At 58.8% G+C, this 17,425-nt stretch carries 17 protein-coding genes; 10 read left to right on the top strand and 7 right to left on the bottom strand.

Annotation, left to right across the window (positions count from 1 at the left end):
• Positions 1 to 38: 38 nt before the first annotated feature.
• Complete coding sequence (locus AS89_RS0103635) at positions 39 to 452, bottom strand: acyl-CoA thioesterase (RefSeq protein ID WP_010130984.1); 414 nt, start codon at positions 450 to 452, stop codon at positions 39 to 41.
• 446 nt (positions 453 to 898) lie between these two features.
• On the opposite strand from AS89_RS0103635, the gene fabV reads away from it, so the two are divergent.
• The 10 genes from fabV (at position 899) to AS89_RS0103585 (ending at position 10,491) form a co-directional block, all read left to right on the top strand.
• Positions 899 to 2,077, top strand: coding sequence for an enoyl-ACP reductase FabV (gene fabV, locus AS89_RS0103630; RefSeq protein WP_010130983.1), 1,179 nt, complete (start codon positions 899 to 901; stop codon positions 2,075 to 2,077).
• A gap of 192 nt (positions 2,078 to 2,269) precedes the next feature.
• Positions 2,270 to 2,866 (top strand): hypothetical protein, encoded by a 597-nt coding sequence (locus AS89_RS0103625; RefSeq protein WP_010130982.1) that lies wholly within the window; start codon positions 2,270 to 2,272, stop codon positions 2,864 to 2,866.
• A gap of 118 nt (positions 2,867 to 2,984) precedes the next feature.
• Positions 2,985 to 4,028: an NADP(H)-dependent aldo-keto reductase gene (locus AS89_RS0103620; protein ID WP_010130980.1), complete on the top strand. Its 1,044-nt coding sequence runs from the start codon at positions 2,985 to 2,987 to the stop codon at positions 4,026 to 4,028.
• A gap of 86 nt (positions 4,029 to 4,114) precedes the next feature.
• Positions 4,115 to 4,345, top strand: coding sequence for a DUF2789 domain-containing protein (locus AS89_RS0103615; RefSeq protein ID WP_010130979.1), 231 nt, complete (start codon positions 4,115 to 4,117; stop codon positions 4,343 to 4,345).
• 138 nt (positions 4,346 to 4,483) lie between these two features.
• On the top strand, positions 4,484 to 5,440 hold the full coding sequence (lpxL, locus tag AS89_RS0103610; RefSeq protein ID WP_010130978.1) for an LpxL/LpxP family Kdo(2)-lipid IV(A) lauroyl/palmitoleoyl acyltransferase: 957 nt from the start codon (positions 4,484 to 4,486) through the stop codon (positions 5,438 to 5,440).
• Between the two features lie 137 nt (positions 5,441 to 5,577).
• Positions 5,578 to 6,453, top strand: a complete 876-nt coding sequence (dapA, locus tag AS89_RS0103605) for a 4-hydroxy-tetrahydrodipicolinate synthase (protein WP_010130977.1) — start codon at positions 5,578 to 5,580, stop codon at positions 6,451 to 6,453.
• 101 nt (positions 6,454 to 6,554) lie between these two features.
• Positions 6,555 to 7,718: an outer membrane protein assembly factor BamC gene (bamC, locus tag AS89_RS0103600; protein ID WP_010130976.1), complete on the top strand. Its 1,164-nt coding sequence runs from the start codon at positions 6,555 to 6,557 to the stop codon at positions 7,716 to 7,718.
• Positions 7,719 to 7,728: 10 nt separating this feature from the next.
• On the top strand, positions 7,729 to 8,562 hold the full coding sequence (locus AS89_RS0103595; RefSeq protein ID WP_010130975.1) for an MBL fold metallo-hydrolase: 834 nt from the start codon (positions 7,729 to 7,731) through the stop codon (positions 8,560 to 8,562).
• Between the two features lie 82 nt (positions 8,563 to 8,644).
• Positions 8,645 to 9,508, top strand: coding sequence for a D-hexose-6-phosphate mutarotase (locus tag AS89_RS16820; protein WP_010130974.1), 864 nt, complete (start codon positions 8,645 to 8,647; stop codon positions 9,506 to 9,508).
• A 14-nt stretch (positions 9,509 to 9,522) separates the two neighbouring features.
• A complete protein-coding gene (locus AS89_RS0103585; RefSeq protein ID WP_010130973.1) occupies positions 9,523 to 10,491 on the top strand; it encodes a zinc transporter ZntB in 969 nt (322 codons plus the stop codon).
• Between the two features lie 57 nt (positions 10,492 to 10,548).
• On the opposite strand, the gene AS89_RS0103580 is transcribed toward AS89_RS0103585, so the two are convergent.
• The 6 genes from AS89_RS0103580 to AS89_RS0103555 form a co-directional block, all read right to left on the bottom strand.
• Positions 10,549 to 11,364, bottom strand: coding sequence for an acyl-CoA thioesterase (locus tag AS89_RS0103580; RefSeq protein WP_010130972.1), 816 nt, complete (start codon positions 11,362 to 11,364; stop codon positions 10,549 to 10,551).
• 53 nt (positions 11,365 to 11,417) lie between these two features.
• Entirely contained in the window at positions 11,418 to 12,233 is an 816-nt protein-coding gene (gene panB / locus AS89_RS0103575; RefSeq protein ID WP_010130971.1) for a 3-methyl-2-oxobutanoate hydroxymethyltransferase, read from the bottom strand.
• Positions 12,234 to 12,323: 90 nt separating this feature from the next.
• On the bottom strand, positions 12,324 to 12,986 hold the full coding sequence (locus AS89_RS0103570; protein WP_029249760.1) for a deoxynucleoside kinase: 663 nt from the start codon (positions 12,984 to 12,986) through the stop codon (positions 12,324 to 12,326).
• An 83-nt stretch (positions 12,987 to 13,069) separates the two neighbouring features.
• Positions 13,070 to 13,546, bottom strand: coding sequence for a 2-amino-4-hydroxy-6-hydroxymethyldihydropteridine diphosphokinase (gene folK, locus AS89_RS0103565; protein WP_010130968.1), 477 nt, complete (start codon positions 13,544 to 13,546; stop codon positions 13,070 to 13,072).
• 13 nt (positions 13,547 to 13,559) lie between these two features.
• A complete protein-coding gene (pcnB, locus tag AS89_RS16815) occupies positions 13,560 to 15,020 on the bottom strand; it encodes a polynucleotide adenylyltransferase PcnB (protein WP_010130967.1) in 1,461 nt (486 codons plus the stop codon).
• A 972-nt stretch (positions 15,021 to 15,992) separates the two neighbouring features.
• Entirely contained in the window at positions 15,993 to 17,387 is a 1,395-nt protein-coding gene (locus AS89_RS0103555; protein ID WP_010130966.1) for a sigma-54-dependent transcriptional regulator, read from the bottom strand.
• Between the last annotated feature and the right edge of the window lie 38 nt (positions 17,388 to 17,425).

Here is a 17,425-nt window from a genome sequence, read left to right as displayed (position 1 = left end):
TAGACCCCCACAGGCTTTTTTTATTTGTACAGGTAACGTTAGCCGGCGAGGCGGGTAGTTGCGGTGGTGCTGGTCGTTGCGTTCGGCATACTCAGGCGGGCTTTCTTGTGCGGTGTTGGTTTGCCATCCGCATCCAGTGCCACAAATACGATTCGGTCGACGCGCACGATCAGCTCGCGGGTCTGCTTGTTGCGCATCTCACAGTGCACGGTGAGTGAGGTGCGGCCGACGTCGGTGACCTCGAAGCCAAATTCCACAATATCCCCGCACACCGCTGAGCTGACGAAGTCGATTTCTGACATCAGCTTGGTCACGATATTGGCGGTACCCATCTGGCACCCGGCGAAAATTGCCGCTTCCTCATCTATCCACGCCAGTGCCTGGCCGCCAAACAGACGTTGTGCAGGGTTCAGGTCGCCGGGTTTTACGAAATGACGTGAGTAGTACTTCATGTGCTGTTACCTCTTTGGTTACCACTGGGTCGGGGCGGGGAGCGTGCCGCGCTCCATTGCGGCCCACTCAACGACTTCACACAGTAATTGCATTAACTGTGCCAAAGGCACTGGCCCCGTGGAGGTGCCCCGGGATGCACGGTGGGCCTGGGATTGCGGGTGTTATCGGGGTTAATCGAGCACATCGGCCCGAGACTGATGCGTCCGGCCTGGTCATTTGTGTACAAAAAGTGTGCAGCTCGCACTCGCATGGGGCGCAGGCCGCAGGTCGATATTGGCTAAATTGGCCGTGATACCCGAAATATTGGCCATGAAATTCCCGATCCGTGACCTCGCACTATGGGCGTTACCGGCGACACGCTTTAGAATGTCCCGCTTTATGGCCGACCGGTCGGCTAGCTACGCAAGAACAGACGTTCGAAGAATTACCCAACGGAGAGCCCGGCATGATTATCCAGCCGAAAGTTCGCGGATTCATCTGTACCAACGCCCACCCGCAGGGCTGTGCCGCCAACGTGCGTGAGCAGATCGAATACATCAAATCCCAGCCCGCTATCGAAGACGGTCCGAAAAATGTCCTCGTGGTTGGTGCATCCACTGGCTACGGTCTCGCTTCGCGCATTACCGCAGCCTTCGGTTGTGGCGCCAATACCCTGGGGGTGTTCTTTGAGAAACCACCTACCGAGAAGCGCACCGCGTCTGCCGGTTACTACAATTCTGCCGCGTTCGAACAGGAAGCACACAAAGCTGGCCTGTACGCCAAGAGCATTAATGGCGATGCCTTTTCCGACGAGATAAAGGCGCAGACGATCGACATGATCAAGCAGGACCTGGGCAAAATCGACCTGGTTATCTACAGCCTCGCGTCCCCGCGTCGTACCGACCCGAAAACCGGCGAGCTGTACAGCTCGGTGCTGAAGCCGATTGGTGAGTCCTACACCGCCAAGAACCTCAACACCGACAAGTTGGAAATCTCCGATATCAGTGTTGATCCGGCGAACGAAGAAGAAATTGCCGCGACCGTTAAAGTAATGGGCGGTGAAGACTGGGAACTGTGGATGCAGGTCCTGGGGGAAGCCGGTGTTCTGGCGGACGATTGCAAGACGGTTGCCTACACCTATATCGGCGAAAAACTCACCTGGCCGATCTACGGCCACGCCACCATTGGCAAGGCGAAGGAAGACCTGGATCGCGCCGCCAAGGCCATCAGCGACAGCGGCAGCGCCAGCGCGAATGTCGCAGTACTGAAGGCTCTGGTTACTCAGTCCAGCTCGGCAATTCCGGTCATGCCGCTGTATATCTCGCTGGTATACAAGGTGATGAAAGAAGAGGGTACCCACGAAGGTTGTATCGAGCAGTTGTACCGCCTCTACACCGAGGGCCTGTACACCGATTCGCCCCGTCTCGATGACGTGAATCGTTTCCGCATGGATGACAAGGAGCTGCGTGCGGAAACCCAGGCGAAAATCGAGAAGCTGTGGCCGGAAGTGACCGAGGAAAACCTGTTCCAGCTGACCGATTACAAAGGCTATAGCGACGATTTCCTGAAGCTATTTGGATTCGGTGTTAGCGGTGTTGATTACTCTGCCGAAACCAGCCCGGTGGTGGAAGCGGACTTTAAATAATTCCAACTTCCGCGGACGCAGCAAAAAACGCCATCTTTTACGATGGCGTTTTTTTATGTCCTAAAGTTTTATGTCCTAAAGAAAGGTGCATGGCCGACAGCGGCTGCCCGCTCTTCGAAAGCCTCGCATGCCGAGCCCCGGGACATACAGCGGCTATACTGGCCGAGAGGTTTTCAGTTGGTCTCTGTGCCGATGAATATTTTTGAGTATGTCATCAGCTTCGTACTGCTACTGGTCGCTCTGGCCATCACCCTGATGCTCGGCGACCTGGCGCGGGCATTTCGCGAACGGCAGCTGGTCGCGCTGCACTGGTTAGTGCCTGTGTGGGTGCTGTTAATCATTGCCTGGCAATTTCAATTGCTGTGGGGGGCGTTCGAGCTGCACAAACTGCAGAAAGATTGGACGGCACTGGAGTTCGGCCTGTTAATTGGCTTGACACTGATTCTGTGTTTCGCGAGTCGACTAATTGTGCCCGGGCGTGTCGCACTGGACGCGAGTTCTCAAATTGAGAAGCCGAATAACGCCGCGTTCGAACAGTTTCGGTTTAATGGTAAATGGGCCATTACCTGCCTGGCGATCTATTTTTTCTGCGCCTATCTGATCAATATTTTCCTGTTCGATCTGGGGATCTATAGCCCGAACAATGTGGAAGACCTGGCATTGGCAGTGCTGCTGATACTCCTGATCTGCTCGAATAGACCCTCTTACTGGATTCTGGGAACTGTACTTTTTGCACTAGCCTCTATGGTCGGTATTGTGGTTTTGAGTCCAGCGCACTACGCCAACTAGCCGCCGTATTGTTTCTCGCATAAATGTTTCTCCTGTGTGTACCCTCCGCATCTCTATCGGCATAATGTGACAAATTTTTCTCATCGATCGTCAGTGTCGATTTTTTACAGGAGTCGCAATGGAGTATCGCCCACTCGGTAAAACCGATCTCGAGGTCAGCAAGATCTGCCTCGGTACCATGACGTTTGGGGAGCAGAACTCCCAGGATGAGGCATTTGCTCAGCTGGATTACGCGACAGAACACGGCGTGAACTTTATCGACTGCGCAGAGATGTACCCGGTGCCACCGCGCCCGGAAACTTATGGCCGCACCGAGGAGTTTATTGGTAACTGGCTGCAGCAGCGCGGTAAGCGGGATCAGGTGGTACTGGCAAGCAAGGTGACCGGCCGCGGCGCGGCGAACTCGGGTGTTGGCCATGTGCGCGGCGGTCCGCGTTTGGACCGCGCCCAAATTCTCAAGGCGTGTGATGATTCGCTGGCGCGACTGAAGATGGATTATATCGACCTTTATCAGGTGCACTGGCCAGAGCGGCAGGCCAACTTCTTCGGCAAGCTCGGGTACCAGCACGGTGAGGATGATGGTGTCGATATTGCAGAGACCCTGTCCGCTCTGCAGGAGCTGGTTGCCGCGGGAAAGGTGCGCCACATCGGCCTGTCCAATGAAACGCCCTGGGGAGTACACCGCTACCTGCGCCTGGCCGCCCATGGCAACAAACCCCGGGTGGCCTCGATCCAGAACCCCTACAGTTTGCTCAACCGCACCTTTGAGGTGGGCCTGGCGGAAATGGCCATCCGTGAGCAATGTGGCTTGCTGGCCTATTCCCCCCTAGGCTTCGGTACCTTGAGTGGCAAATACCTGGGTGGTGCCAAACCCGCAGGTGCGCGTCTTACCCTGTTCGACCGTTTCCAGCGCTATACCGGGGGGCGCGCTATCGCGGCCACCGAGGCCTATGTGTCACTGGCGCGGGAGTTTGGGCTGGACCCGGCGCAAATGGCTCTGGCGTTTGTTACCCAGCAGCCGTTTGTTACCAGCAATATTATTGGTGCCACCACGCTGGCGCAGTTGCGCAGCAATATCGCCAGTGCCGAGCTCACGCTCAGTGAGGAATTGCTCGCGGCCATCGGCGAGATTCATCAGGCCAACGCCAATCCCGCCCCCTGACCAGATATACGGGCCATGGTGTTGCCGGGTACTTGGCGCGGTTTTATCTATACTGATTTCAATCAGTGAGAAACAAGAGATTCGCCATGGAAACTGGACACCACACGATCAATGACCTGTTTGCTCAGCTGGGACTGGGTTCTGACAATGATGCGATCCGGGAATTTCTCGATAGTCACCATTTGGCAGGGGAGGAGAAGCTCACCCGGGCAACCTTCTGGAGTGACAGTCAGCGTAAATTTCTCAGTGACGCGCTGGACGAAGATAGTGACTGGTGTGAGGTGGTTGACGAGCTGGATGTAATGCTGCGTCACTGAGATATCTGGGTTGTGACTGCTTACCAGCGATAGTTCAACGGGTATATCCGCTGGCGGGGGGCGGAGCTATAATGCGCCGCATTCCTCCTGCCGCCGCGGTGGCCGGGACTCCATTCCCTGATCGCAATTACCCGTTTTATGGAAAAACCCCATTTTCGCGCCGCCCTGCTGCACCCGCGTTACTGGTTCACCTGGACCCTCTTTGGAATCTGGTATCTGGTTGCCCAGCTGCCCTACCGCTGGCAAATCGCCATGGGGCGCGCCCTGGGCGGGCTGATGCTGCGCTTTGCCGATGACCGCCGCCAGATCGCCGAACGCAACCTGGCGCTGTGTTTCCCCGAACTCTCCCCTGATGAGCGCGCGCAGTTGTTGCAGCGCAATTTTGCCTCCAACGGTATCGCGCTGATGGAAGCCGGCATGGCCTGGTTCCGTTCACCGCGTTGGCTGCGCCGTCGCTTCACGATTGAGGGGCTGGAGCACCTGCAGGAACCGCAGGATCGGGGGCAGGGCGTCGTATTGATGGCCATGCACTTCACCACCCTGGAGATGGGTGCGGCCTTTATGAGCATGAGCCACTCGGTGGATGGCATGTACCGGCCGCACAAGAACCCGGTATACGACTACATGCAGCGCAAAGGTCGTGAGCGCCACAACAAAGAGTCCAATGTCCTGCAGCGCAAGGATGTACGCGGTATGTTGCGGGCGCTGCAGCGTGGTCGCGCAGTCTGGTACGCACCGGATCAGGACTATGGCATCAAGCAGGGGGTGTTTGCGCCGCTGTTCGGCATCCCGGCGGCAACCGTAACCGGCACTTCCCGGTTTGCCCGGGTGGGCCGCGCCAAGGTCGTTCCCTACACCGTTACCCGTCTGGAAGATAAAGGGATCTACCACGTCAAGGTGTTCCCAGCGATTGATGAGATTCCCTCTGGTGATGAATACCAGGATGCGGTGCTGGTGAACCGGTTCGTGGAGGCGCGTATGCGCGAAAACCCCTCCCAGTACATGTGGGTGCACCGTCGCTTCAAAACCCGTCCGGAGGGGGAGGAAAGCTTCTACCCGCCTCGCAAAAAACGTCGCAAAAAGCGCAAAAAATAACCAGTTTTGGCGGTGTCGGCTTCTCTTCCGCAGGATGAGTTTTTTACGCTGGCATCGAACCTACACGCTAAGTAACATACCGCATTCTATTTTTGGTGGTAGTAACCGGTCCACGGCCGGTTAGAGAAGGAGTTGCAATGATTTCCGGCAGTATGGTGGCACTCGCCACACCCATGTACGCAGACGGCAGCCTGGACTGGGACAAACTGCACGACTTGGTGGAATGGCACATTGAGCAGGGCACCCGCGCCCTGGTGGCCGTAGGAACCACGGGTGAGTCTGCAACCCTCGACGTACACGAGCACCTGGAAGTCATTCGCCGGGTGGTAGACCAGGTAGCCGGGCGCATCCCGGTCATCGCCGGCACCGGCGCCAACTCCACCACAGAAGCGATTGAGCTGACCGCCACCGCAGCAAAATGCGGTGCCGATGCCTGCCTGCTGGTAACCCCTTACTACAACAAGCCCACCCAGGAAGGCCTGTACCAGCACTTCAAGGCGGTGGCCAAGGCCGTCAATATCCCCCAGATTCTCTACAATGTGCCCGGTCGCACCGCGGTGGATATGTTGCCGGAAACCGTGGCACGGTTGAGTTCGGTGTCCAATATCGTCGGGATCAAAGAGGCGACGGGTGACCTGGAGCGGGCGCGTGCAGTGATCGATCTGGTGCCGGAAGACTTTGCCGTCTACTCTGGTGACGATGCCACGGCTGTGGAATTGATCCTGATGGGTGGCCACGGCAACATCAGTGTTACTGCCAATGTTGCCCCCGCCGCTGTCGCGCAAATGTGCGAGGCAGCCCTGGTGGGCGACACCGATACTGCCCGCGCCATCAATCAGCGTATCGAACAATTGCACAAAACGCTGTTTGTGGAGTCCAACCCCATACCGGTCAAGTGGGCGCTGAAAGAAATGGGCCGCATCGACAGCGGAATCCGCCTGCCCATGACCGAGCTGTCTTCCGAATATCACGCTGTGGTGCGCGATGCCCTGCGCAGTGCCGGCGTGCTCTGACAGCGAAAACACGGTTGGCTGAGACCCGAGGCATCGGATTTATGCAAGGCCAGCGTAACTGAATAAAACGCGATCGCGACTGATTCGACAAGGTACGAATAATGACAAAATTGACCGCCGGAGCGCTGTTGTGCGCTGTGGTTTCCTCTCTCAGTGGCTGTGGTATTTTCGGCAATGACGGGTATTTCCGCGATCGCGGAGACGACTACCAGATGGCCAATAGCCTGCCCCCCCTGCGTATGCCTGCGGGCATCACCGAGAAGCCCCAGGAAGAGCTTTACGAGGTGCCGACCATCGCCGGTGATGTGGAGCGCGGAGAGTTCGTTGTGCCGCGGCCGCAGGCCCTGAATGTCAATGTGGGCCTCGACCGGGTGAAAATCCAGAAGCTAGGTAGTCGTCGCTGGGTGCTGGTGAATCAGCCGCCAGACGAGGTATGGCCGCAACTGCATTACTTCCTGCGCACCACAGGCCTGCAGCTGGCGATGTCGGACGCGGGTTCCGGCACCATGGAAACCACCTGGCTGACCTTTGGCGACAACCCGGACACCAAAGACAAATACCGTCTGCAGGTAGAGTCCGGCGTACAGCCGGATACCACTGAAATTCATGTGCGCCACCTGTCTGCGCCCATGTCCGCCCCAGCCAGCGAAGCCGTTACCTGGCCGGCGCAGTCCAGCAGCGTGGAGCGCGAAGGCTGGATGATCGACGAGATGTCCACCGCACTGGCCACCGATGCTGCCGGCACTTCGGCTTCCCTGGTGGCGCAGGCCGTTGGCGGTGGCAAGGTTAAGGTACAGGTGATGGAGCCGGCCGGTCAGGAGCCGTTTGTGGCGCTGGATCTGGCGATGAATCGTGCGCGTGCCACCGTTGCCCACGCGTTGAATACCGGCGCTTATCGCCTGCACAAAGAAGATGCGGATCAGGGCGTTTACTATGTGACCTTCGATCCGGACCGCGAGCTTTCCGATGACGACGAAGGCTGGTTCTCCAGCTGGCGCTCCGGCAGAGGGGAAGACAAGATCGCGCAGGCTGCCGAAGGCTATAGTCTGGAGCAGGTGCTGGCGAATGTTGACCCCAGCGCGCAATTGTTTGCCGGCATCCCCGGGGTTGGTGCTGCACCAGCAAGTGATATCCCCGGATACCTGGTGGTGTTGCGCCAGGTGGGTGAATCCGTGCAAGTGCGTGTGCGCTCTACCCGTGGCCAGCCGCTGTCCCGCGTCAGGGCTTCCGAGCTGCTGATGGCGATCCGCCAGAACCTGATCTGACGGAAACGACATGGCGATCCGATTTGCCTCCCTGGGTAGTGGTAGTAAGGGTAACGGCACTCTGGTCGCCTGTGGTGATCACTGCCTGTTGGTGGACTGTGGTTTCACCATCAAGGAAACCGAGCGGCGCATGGCGCGGCTCGGCGCCTCTCCCGCGGACCTCTCCGCAATTCTCGTAACCCACGAACACAGCGACCATATGGGTGGCGTTGGCCCACTGGCCCGCAAGTACCGCCTGCCGGTTTACCTGACACCAGGTACCCTGCGGGCACGGGATATCGGCACCTTGCCAGAGGTACGCCTGATCGAAGGGCACCAGCCATTTGTGATCGGGGACATCGAAGTTACCCCCGTTGCGGTCCCTCACGATGCCCGCGAAGCCGCGCAATTTGTATTTCGCAGCCGTGGCAGCAGCCTCGGCCTGCTTACCGACCTGGGTACCATCACGCCTCACGTAGAGTCCCACTTTGGCGATTGCGATGCACTGGTGCTGGAAGCCAACCACGACCCACAAATGCTGGCGCAGGGGCCTTACCCCCCGTCGCTGAAGCGCCGTGTGGGCGGTGCCTACGGCCACCTGAGCAATCAACAGGCGGCGGGCTTCCTGCAGCGGGTGGGCAGCGATCACCTGCAGCATCTGGTCGTGGCGCACATCAGCGAAAAGAACAACAGTCTCGAACTCGCGCGCGCGGCCCTGTCTGAGGCCGCTGCCAAGGCCGCCAACTGTATCTTTGCCTGTCAGCAGGAGGGATTTGACTGGTTGCAGATCAATTCAGGTGACCTCGCTACGGCACCGCGGGATGGCGTGCCAATGGCCAAATCTCCCGCGGAGGCGATAGACTAAGACCCTGGTCAAGATTGCGCGCGCCTGCTTGCGCGTGTCCCGCAACAATTTGTCAGCAACAAACTGAAGATGGAGTTTCCCTGTGGTTGCAACCAACTACCTGAGTTATACCGACAGCGGTGCGGTTTATGGCAAGCCCGGCCTCGATTTGTTGCTGGTGGAAACCGCGTTATGTCGGGCGGTGATTGCCGTGCAAGGCGCCCAGGTTCTTGAATTTACCGCCCGCGATCGCGCGCCGCTGTTATGGGTGAGCCCGGCGGCACAGTTTGTGCCCGGCAGGGCCGTGCGCGGCGGTGTACCGGTGTGTTTGCCATGGTTTGGCGAAAATCGCGCGGACCCCACCAAACCCAAGCATGGGCTGGTGCGTGGCCAAGACTGGACGCTGGAGAGCAGTGAGCAACACGCGGATGGCCGCGTGTCACTGCGGCTGTCATTTTCCCATCCCGGCGACGAAGTGTTTGCACCAAGTTTTCAGTGTTCGCTCACCATTGGGCTCGGTGCGGAGTTGGCGTTTGACCTTGAGTTGACCAATACCGCCGACGTTGCCGCGGAATACAGTTGGGCACTGCACAGCTATTTTGCTGTGGATAGCGTCAATGCGGTACAGGTGCAGGGGCTGTCTGGTGTTGATTACCTGGACAAGACAACCGGCTTCTCCCGCGATCGCCTCGAGGGGAATCTGCATTTTTCCGGCGAAGTCGATCGGGTATTTGAGCAGGCGCCCGCCGCACAGACCATCCTGACCCCGCACCCTATCCATACGCGCAGTGAAAACTGCCACACCGTTATTACCTGGAACCCGGGCGCGGAGCTCGCATCCACAATGGCCGATGTCGGCTCCTATTACGCAGGGTTTGTGTGCGTAGAGCACGGCAATGCCTTTGCCGATAGCTGGCAGCTTGCGGCGGGTGAGACCGCCGGGGCCCGATTGGCTCTTTCCCGCTAGACCACGAGGCGCTGATGAACAACGGATTGATTCACGGGTACCTGCTGGACGGCGAAGGTGGTGCTCGCAATTTAACCTGGGCTGAAATCGAGGCCTGGGAGCCCGCTCAGGGCTGTCTGTGGGTGCATTTGGATTATTCTGATGCGCATACACGGTCGTGGATATCCGGGGGCGCCCAGCTCGATCCGCTGGTGGCTGAGGCCCTGCTGACAGAAGAAACGCGGCCGCGGACGACCGCTGTTGGGGATGGGCTGCTGATTGCCCTGCGCGGGGTGAATCTTGACCCCGCATCAGAGCAGGAAGACATGGTGTCTCTGCGCCTGTGGGTGGAGGAGACGCGGATTATCACCACCCGCAAGCGACAGCTGCTCGCGATCCGGGATCTGCGGGAGCAGCTGGAGCGCGGGCGCGGCCCGGGGACCAGTGTCGGGATCTTGTTCGAACTGGCGGGATTGTTGGTGTGGCACATGGGGCATACGGTGGACAGCTTTGAGGATGCCATGGATGCCCTGGAAGACCGGGTTGTCGCCGGTGACAGTGCCAACCTCCGGTCCGACCTCGCGGTTTTACGCAAACAAACCATTACCCTGCGTCGCTATCTCACCCCGCAACGGGATGCACTGACGCACCTGATGGCGGAGCGGCGGCCGTGGATCAGTGAGCGTGATCGAATGCAGTTACGCGAGGTCAGCGACCGCCTGCTGCGGCATATTGAAGATATTGATGAGGTCCGTGATCGCGCTGCGGTGACTCAGGAAGAGTTGGCCAGCCGTATTTCCGAGCAGCTCAACAACCGCATGTATTTGCTGTCGATTATTGCTGCGGTATTTTTACCCTTGGGCTTTTTTACCGGATTACTCGGCGTCAACGTCGGCGGTATTCCGGGCTCGGAAAACCCCCAGGCGTTTATCATTTTCAGCAGTTTGTTGCTGATCACGGTGTTACTGCAGCTGGTTGCCTTCCGCTGGAAAAAATGGCTGTGACCAACGCCGGCTAGAGCAGCTCGGTCATCAGCCGAGGGAATAGTAGCCGAAGGGTTATTAACCGAAGATGGTTACCGTCTGCCGCGACAGCGCGATCAGGCGGCCGCGCGCATCCCACAGGCGCGCACCGATTACCGCATAGCCGTCTTCGGCCTGCTCCACTTCCGCCAGGTACTGCCACCAGTCACTGCTGTCGGCCACTAGATCGTGGGCCGCGGGCATCAGTTCCACGGTCCAGGTCAGAGTACTGGCCGGGGACAAGGTGGTGACTAGTGAAAGCACTGCCGGTGGCCAGGCGTCGATCAGTGCCAGCAGGTGGCCGGTGCTGATGGGGGCACTGTTGTCGCTTTTGAATCGAATCCAGCCTCCGATGCGGCCCTCTTCGCTGCCAGTAAATGGCAAGGCGCCTTCACCCAGCCGGTAGTCGAAGTGCTGGGAAAATTCCGGGACCAGCCCTTCGATATAGGGCAGCGCTTCACAGGACTCTGGCGCGGGGAATTCAGGGGCAGCGCCGGTGCCGACCGAAACCGCCGACTCGCGCGGCTTGCCAAAGCTCGCCAGGACCGCGGTGGTCACCTGCTCGTCCTGCGACGCATGGGCTTCGACCTGTACCGCGGAGCGTCCGGCGCGCAGCACGCGCACCGATGTGTCCAGGGTGCCGGCGGCCGCGGGTGCCACGAAAGAAAAGGTTAATGAGCGCAGGTGCGCCTGCGGTGCGCTGTCGCCACAGGCCTGTTCCAGCGCCGATTCCAGTGGCTGGTACAAAACGGCGGCCACCATGCCGCCAAAGGCCGCACGCCCCTGGCTCCAGCCTGCCGGAATCTGTGCTGGCGCACCGCGGCGCGCCGTCGTCAAAGTGGTTGCGAAATCCATACTGCTTGTCCTGTGATTTCTCGTGGTGTTGTCCGCTCGCCAGTGTGTGCGCCTTAACTGAAGCTGTGTTCGGCGTCCGGGAAAATACCGTTCTTCACATCTTCTGCATACTTGCGCAGGGCACCGGGAATATCACCGGCTTCTACTAAGAAGTTCTTGGAGAACTTCGGTGGCTTTTCCGTAAGGCCAAGAATGTCATTGATCACCAGTACCTGCGCATCGGTATGTGGGCCCGCACCGATGCCAATGGTGGGCATGGTGACGGTTTCGGTAATGCGTTTGCCGAGCTCGGTGGGCACGCACTCGAGCACAAGTAGGTCTGCGCCGGCCTCATCCAGTTGTACGGCGTCATCGAGAATCTCACCTGCGCGCTCGTCATCGCGGCCCTGCACTCGGAAGCCGCCCAGCTTATGGACAGACTGCGGGGTAAGCCCGAGGTGTGCACACACCGGGATGCCGCGCTCGGTGAGCATCTTGACCGTGGGTGCGAGCCACGCGCCGCCCTCAATCTTCACCATGTGGGCACCGGCCTGCATGATACGGGTGGCATTGGTGAGTGCCTGCTCCGGGGTAGCGTAGGTCATAAAGGGCAGGTCGCCCATGATCAGGGACTTTTTGTTACCCCGCGCCACGGCTTCCACGTGATAGATCATCTGCTCCATCGTCACCGGGATAGTGCTGTCGTATCCCAACACGGTCATGCCCAGTGAATCGCCAATCAGCAGGGTTTCGACGCCGGTCTTCTGCGCCATCGCCGCCATGGGGGCATCGTAGAGGGCCACGCAGATAAATTTTTCGCCGTCGGCCTTCATCTTGCGCAGCGTCTGCACCGTCACGGGCTTGCTCAGCTCCTGGGTTCCGTAGGGCATGTTGTGATCTCGCTTTGCGGGCGCCTGGGCCCGGACTTCTCTAATAATATGGCAGGCGTCGCCTGCACACCGTGCGGTGGCTTGGACCGGTTACTTCCCTGGATTGTAGTAATGCCGGCCGCTCTTTACGTTCAGCAGGTACTCCACCAGCTGTTGATAGTCTGCCTGCTGATCGACGATATCGATTTCTGCGCAGTTGACGATGAGCAGCGGCGCCTGATCGTAGTAGTGGAAGAACTTGGTGTACGCCTCGTTGAGCGTGCTCAGGTATTCATTGCTGATGCTGCGCTCTGCGCTAATACCGCGCTTGTGAATACGTTCCTGAAGCACGTTCAGTGGCGCCTGCAGGTAGATCACCAGGTCCGGCTTCGGGGCTTCGAGGGTGAGGTGTTGGTAGACCTGGCGGTAGAGCTGCAGTTCATCGCTGTCGAGGGTGACCTCGGCAAACAGCTGGTCTTTCTCGATCAGGAAATCCGCCACCCGCACCGGCTTGAACATGTCGTCCTGGCGCAGGGCCTGGATTTGCTGCGAACGTTGCAGCAGGAAGTGTAACTGGGTGGGCAGCGCCGCACTTTTGGGGTCGTGGTAGAAGCGCGCGAGGAAGGGGTTGTCTTCCGGCAGCTCCAGCAGCGTGTCGTAGTTAAAGGTTGCCGCCAGTCGCTTCGCCAGGGTGGTTTTACCCACCCCGATATTGCCCTCTACCGCAATGAAGCGCGGCAAGTCCCGACCATTCAAGTCGAACTCGTGAGACAGGTTTTCGGTACGGTAATCGTCGGAAGAGGGGGCGTCGGACGCGGAAAAATTACTCACCGAAGTTACTCCTTTGGGTTCCCTGGTTACAGTCGATGTAACCGGTTGGCTGGGCACTGCTCGAGCAGGTCACGCAGAGGTGTGCCATCCGGCATCACAAGGTCCGGGGCCAGATCGGCCAGTGGCACCAGCACAAAATTTCGTTCCGGAATGCGCGGGTGCGGCACTTCAAGGCGCTCTGTCGCCAGTGTCTGGTTGCCAAACAGCAACACGTCCAGGTCCAGGGTTCGCGCACCCCAGCGCACGGTGCGTTCACGACCGTGCGCATTCTCAATGGCTTGCAGTGCATCCAGTAGCGCTTCCGCGCCGAGGTCGGTCTCCAGCTCCGCAACGGCGTTCACATAATCGGGCTGCTCTCCGGGGCCTACCGGCGCACTGGTGTAAAACGGAGAGCACTCGGCGAGCCGCGTGCGTGCAATTTGCGCCATGGCATCCAGCGCGCTGCGCAGTTGCCCGACGGGGTCCGCAAGATTGCTGCCTAGGCCAATATAACAGCGAGTCACTTGTGAAGTCCGCTCAATTTGACGGGCGATCGCCGCCCTTGTTGGTGCGGTTCCGGCGACCGCCGCGGTTGCGACGGCCACGGCTTTTACTGCCGCGCGGCCCATTTCTCGGTACATCCCGGACCATTTGCAGGCGTTGTTCTTCGTCCTGCTGCTGGAACTCAGTCCACCACTGGCCCAGCCCGGTAGGAATCTCGCCACTGTCTTCCCGCAGCAACAGGAAATCGTAGGCTGCGCGAAAGCGCGGGTGCTCCATCAGGCGGAAAGCGCGCTCGCCGCCGCGGCGCGGCAGGCGGGACTGCATGTCCCAGATTTCCCGCATGGGCATGGAGAAACGCTTGGGAATTGCCGTGTGCACTAGCTGCGCGCTGGTAATTTTTTGCGCGGCTTGCGCCAGCGCGGGCACCGGAGGAATGCCTTTGTCACTCAGGAATTTCTGCTCGCTGTTGACCGCCGGCCACAACAGCGCCGCGTACAGGAACGCGGGCGTCACACGTTGGTCGGAACGGATGCGGGTATCGGTATTGCGCAGCGCCTGACGGGTGAGTGCCAGGGCTTCGGGGGACTCGAGCATGCGCGCATTGTCGGGGAACAGGTGCGACCACAGCTCGTATTCGCGCAGCAATTCAAAGGTGCGCTCGCCATTGCCGCTCATCAACAACTTGAGGACTTCGTCGAACAGGCGGGCCGGGGCAATATTGCGCAGGAGCGGTGCCAGCTCGCGCAGTGGCGCAGCGGTGCCGGGCTCAATGTCGAAATCCAGCTTGGCGGCAAAGCGCACCGCGCGCAGCATGCGCACCGGGTCCTCTTTATAGCGTGTCGCCGGGTCGCCGATCATACGGATCAGGCGCTGTTCGATATCCTGGATACCACCGGTGTAGTCGTGAATCTCGAAGCCGTTGGTGGTGTAGTAGAGCGCGTTTACGGTGAAATCCCGGCGTACCGCATCGCTTTCCAGGTCGCCGTAGACATTGTCCCGCAGCAGCATGCCGTGTTCCGACTGTTGCGCCTCGTGGGCTTCACCGTCGCTGTGATGGCCGCGGAAGGTGGTCACCTCGATTACTTCACGGCCGATACGGGCGTGCAGGATACGGAAGCGGCGCCCAACAATGCGCGCGCCACGAAACAGCTGTTTGGCCTGTTCCGGGGTGGCATCAGTGGCAACGTCAAAGTCCTTGGGGTGGCCGCCCAGCAGCAGGTCGCGCACACCGCCACCCACGATATAAGCCTCAAAGCCGGCTTCCTGCAGACGCTTCATTACGGTCAGTGCCGCGCGGCTCACGTCGCGCCGGGACAGGCAGTGATCGCCGCGGGCAATCACGGTGCGGGTGTTTTTAGATCGTTTGGATTTCTTGCGCCCGGGACGGGGGCTGTGTTTGGAGCCTGGCCGGCTGGATTCCACTGTGGAATCGCTCTCGGCGGACTTGGATTTGTCATGCCAGCGCTTGATACGGCTGATCAGGGTATTGAACATACGGCTATCTGTTTTGTCCGCAGCCCACTGCACGGGGCGGCTGTCTCTGTATCGGTGTACTTTCTGTGAAGCGGTTGCTTAAAAGTACTCTAGATAAACCGGGGTTGCTCCGGCGACTACAGGCCCGGAAGACGGTTTGGGGGCGGATTCTAACACATACAGCACAATGCACAGCTGCCGGGCCCAATCCAATGGGGTCCAGCATCAAAGTGCATCGAGGAAAAGAAGAAAAGAAAGGAATTATTCTTATTCGGTATGAAGGCAGCGGCTTCCTTGCGCTATCAATTTGCTATTCAGCAAACCCTCTCCCAGGCACAATCAGTCAGTTTGTCACGTGCTTGTCGTTATTTTTGTTGTCTTCTACAAGTTATTGTTCTTGTTATTCGTCTTTATTCTTATTGTTTATTTTTATTATTGTTTCTTATTACTTTTTGTTTATTTTTATTGTTGTCGTGAGCTTTATTGTTTTTATTGCTCGAGTTTTGCTCCGGATTCGATCACTTTGGTTTTTATTGTCGATCTTCCCGTTATTATTTTTATTGTGTTGCGCCCGCTTATTGTCAGTTGTTATTAGGGCTTAGACAGTCATTTATTATTATTCTTGGCTGTTCTCATTGTTTGGCCTATACGAAGCAGATAGCGTGCCAACTTTAAAAAACCTATAAAAATCAATGACTTATCTTTTATGGGAACTTTTTTGTGGCGTGGGAATACAGATTTCCGTTACACATAGTGCGGTGGTTGTTACTTGGGGGCGGAACCGGGTAACACTTTCACTTGTTACCAACTCGCACTTTTGTCCCCGTTGGATCACATTTCTGTGACTGCTACATCCAGGTTGTCCACTCGCGAGAGGGGCTGGAGACCCTGAGAGAGTCCGCAGGGTACAGGGGGCGTGTTACCACGTGGTGCGGCAACAAAAAAGCCCGCGCTGGGAGCGCGGGCTTTAAGTGATGGGAGCGGTGCCAGAGATCAGGCTTCAGCCAGGCGTTTGGCCTTTTTGCGCGGGATGCCGAGCTTCTGGCGTCGTTCCCACAGGCACTTGCGGCTCACGCCGAGCTTCTTGGCCAGCTCGGTTTCGCTCATGGTCTCCTGGTGTTCCAGGACGAAACGGGCGAAGTAGTCCTCCAGTGACAGGTCTTCACGGGGGTCGGCGCGCAGGCTGGTACGCGGACGTCGCTCGGGGTCGGCCTCTTCAATCGGCACCAGGTCCAGGTCGATGTCCAGGGTGCGGTGGTCAATCTCGACGTTGTCTTCGGTGAGAATCACCGCCCGTTGAATGGCATTTTCCAGCTCGCGCACGTTACCGGGCCAGGTGTAGGTGGTGATTGCCTGGATCGCTTCCGGTGACAGGCGCAGCATCGAGCGGCTGACCTTGGCACAGAATTTCTCCAGCAGGTTCTCGGCAATGGCCAGGACATCCTTGCCGCGCTCGCGCAGCGGCGGGAGGGTCATCTGGACCACGTTAATTCGGTAATACAAGTCTTCGCGGAATTTGTGTTCGGCCGCTAGCTGGCGCAGGTTGCGGTGGGTTGCCGCCACCAGGCGCACGTTGACCTTGCGGGACTCAATGGCGCCAATGGGACGCACCTCGCCCTCCTGCAGCACACGCAGCAGGCGTGCCTGGGCTTCCAGCGGCAATTCGCCAATCTCATCGAGGAATAGGGTGCCGCCATCGGCTGCCGCGATCAGGCCTTCGCGCGCGGTTTGCGCGCCGGTAAATGCGCCTTTCTCGTGGCCGAACAGCTCTGCTTCAATCAAAGTTTCCGGAATGGCGGCACAGTTCACCGAAATCAGGGGCTTGCCGTTGCGCTTGCTCTCTTCGTGAATCGCCCGCGCCACCAGTTCTTTACCGGTACCGGTCTCACCGTGCACCAGCACGGTAGCGTCGGTGGGGGCTACCTTGTGAATCCGTGCGTAGAGATCGCGCATCACCGGGCTGTCGCCAATCATGCCGGAAATGGCGCGCCCTTCCGCTTTACTGTCCGCCGCGGCGGCACCCGCCGCGCGATTCTGCTCCGCCTTGCCAATGACCCGGCGCACGGTGGCGAGCATTTCGTCGTGGTCGAAGGGTTTGGCGATATAGTCGGCGGCGCCCATACGCATGGAGTCCACCGCGGAGCGCAGGCTGGCATAGCTGGTCATGATCAGCACCGGTACGTCGCCGGCCAGTTTGAGCAGGTCGGTGCCGGGGGCACCGGGCAGGCGCAAGTCGGAAATAATCAGATCCATGTCCGCGAGACGGTACTTTGTGGTGGCCTCACGGACCGAGCCAGCCTCACTGATCTTGTAGCGATGCCGCTCCAGCAGCTTGCGCAAAGCCGTGCGGATAATGGCTTCATCTTCTACGATCAGAATGTGGCTCATGTGTTACGCCTGGTTACAAAGTGTTCAGGGGACGCTAA

The organism is Microbulbifer agarilyticus S89, from assembly GCF_000220505.1.
GTDB lineage: Bacteria > Pseudomonadota > Gammaproteobacteria > Pseudomonadales > Cellvibrionaceae > Microbulbifer > Microbulbifer agarilyticus_B.
The sequence above is the reverse complement of the archived record's forward strand: the minus strand, read 5'-3'. Positions and strand labels throughout refer to the sequence as shown.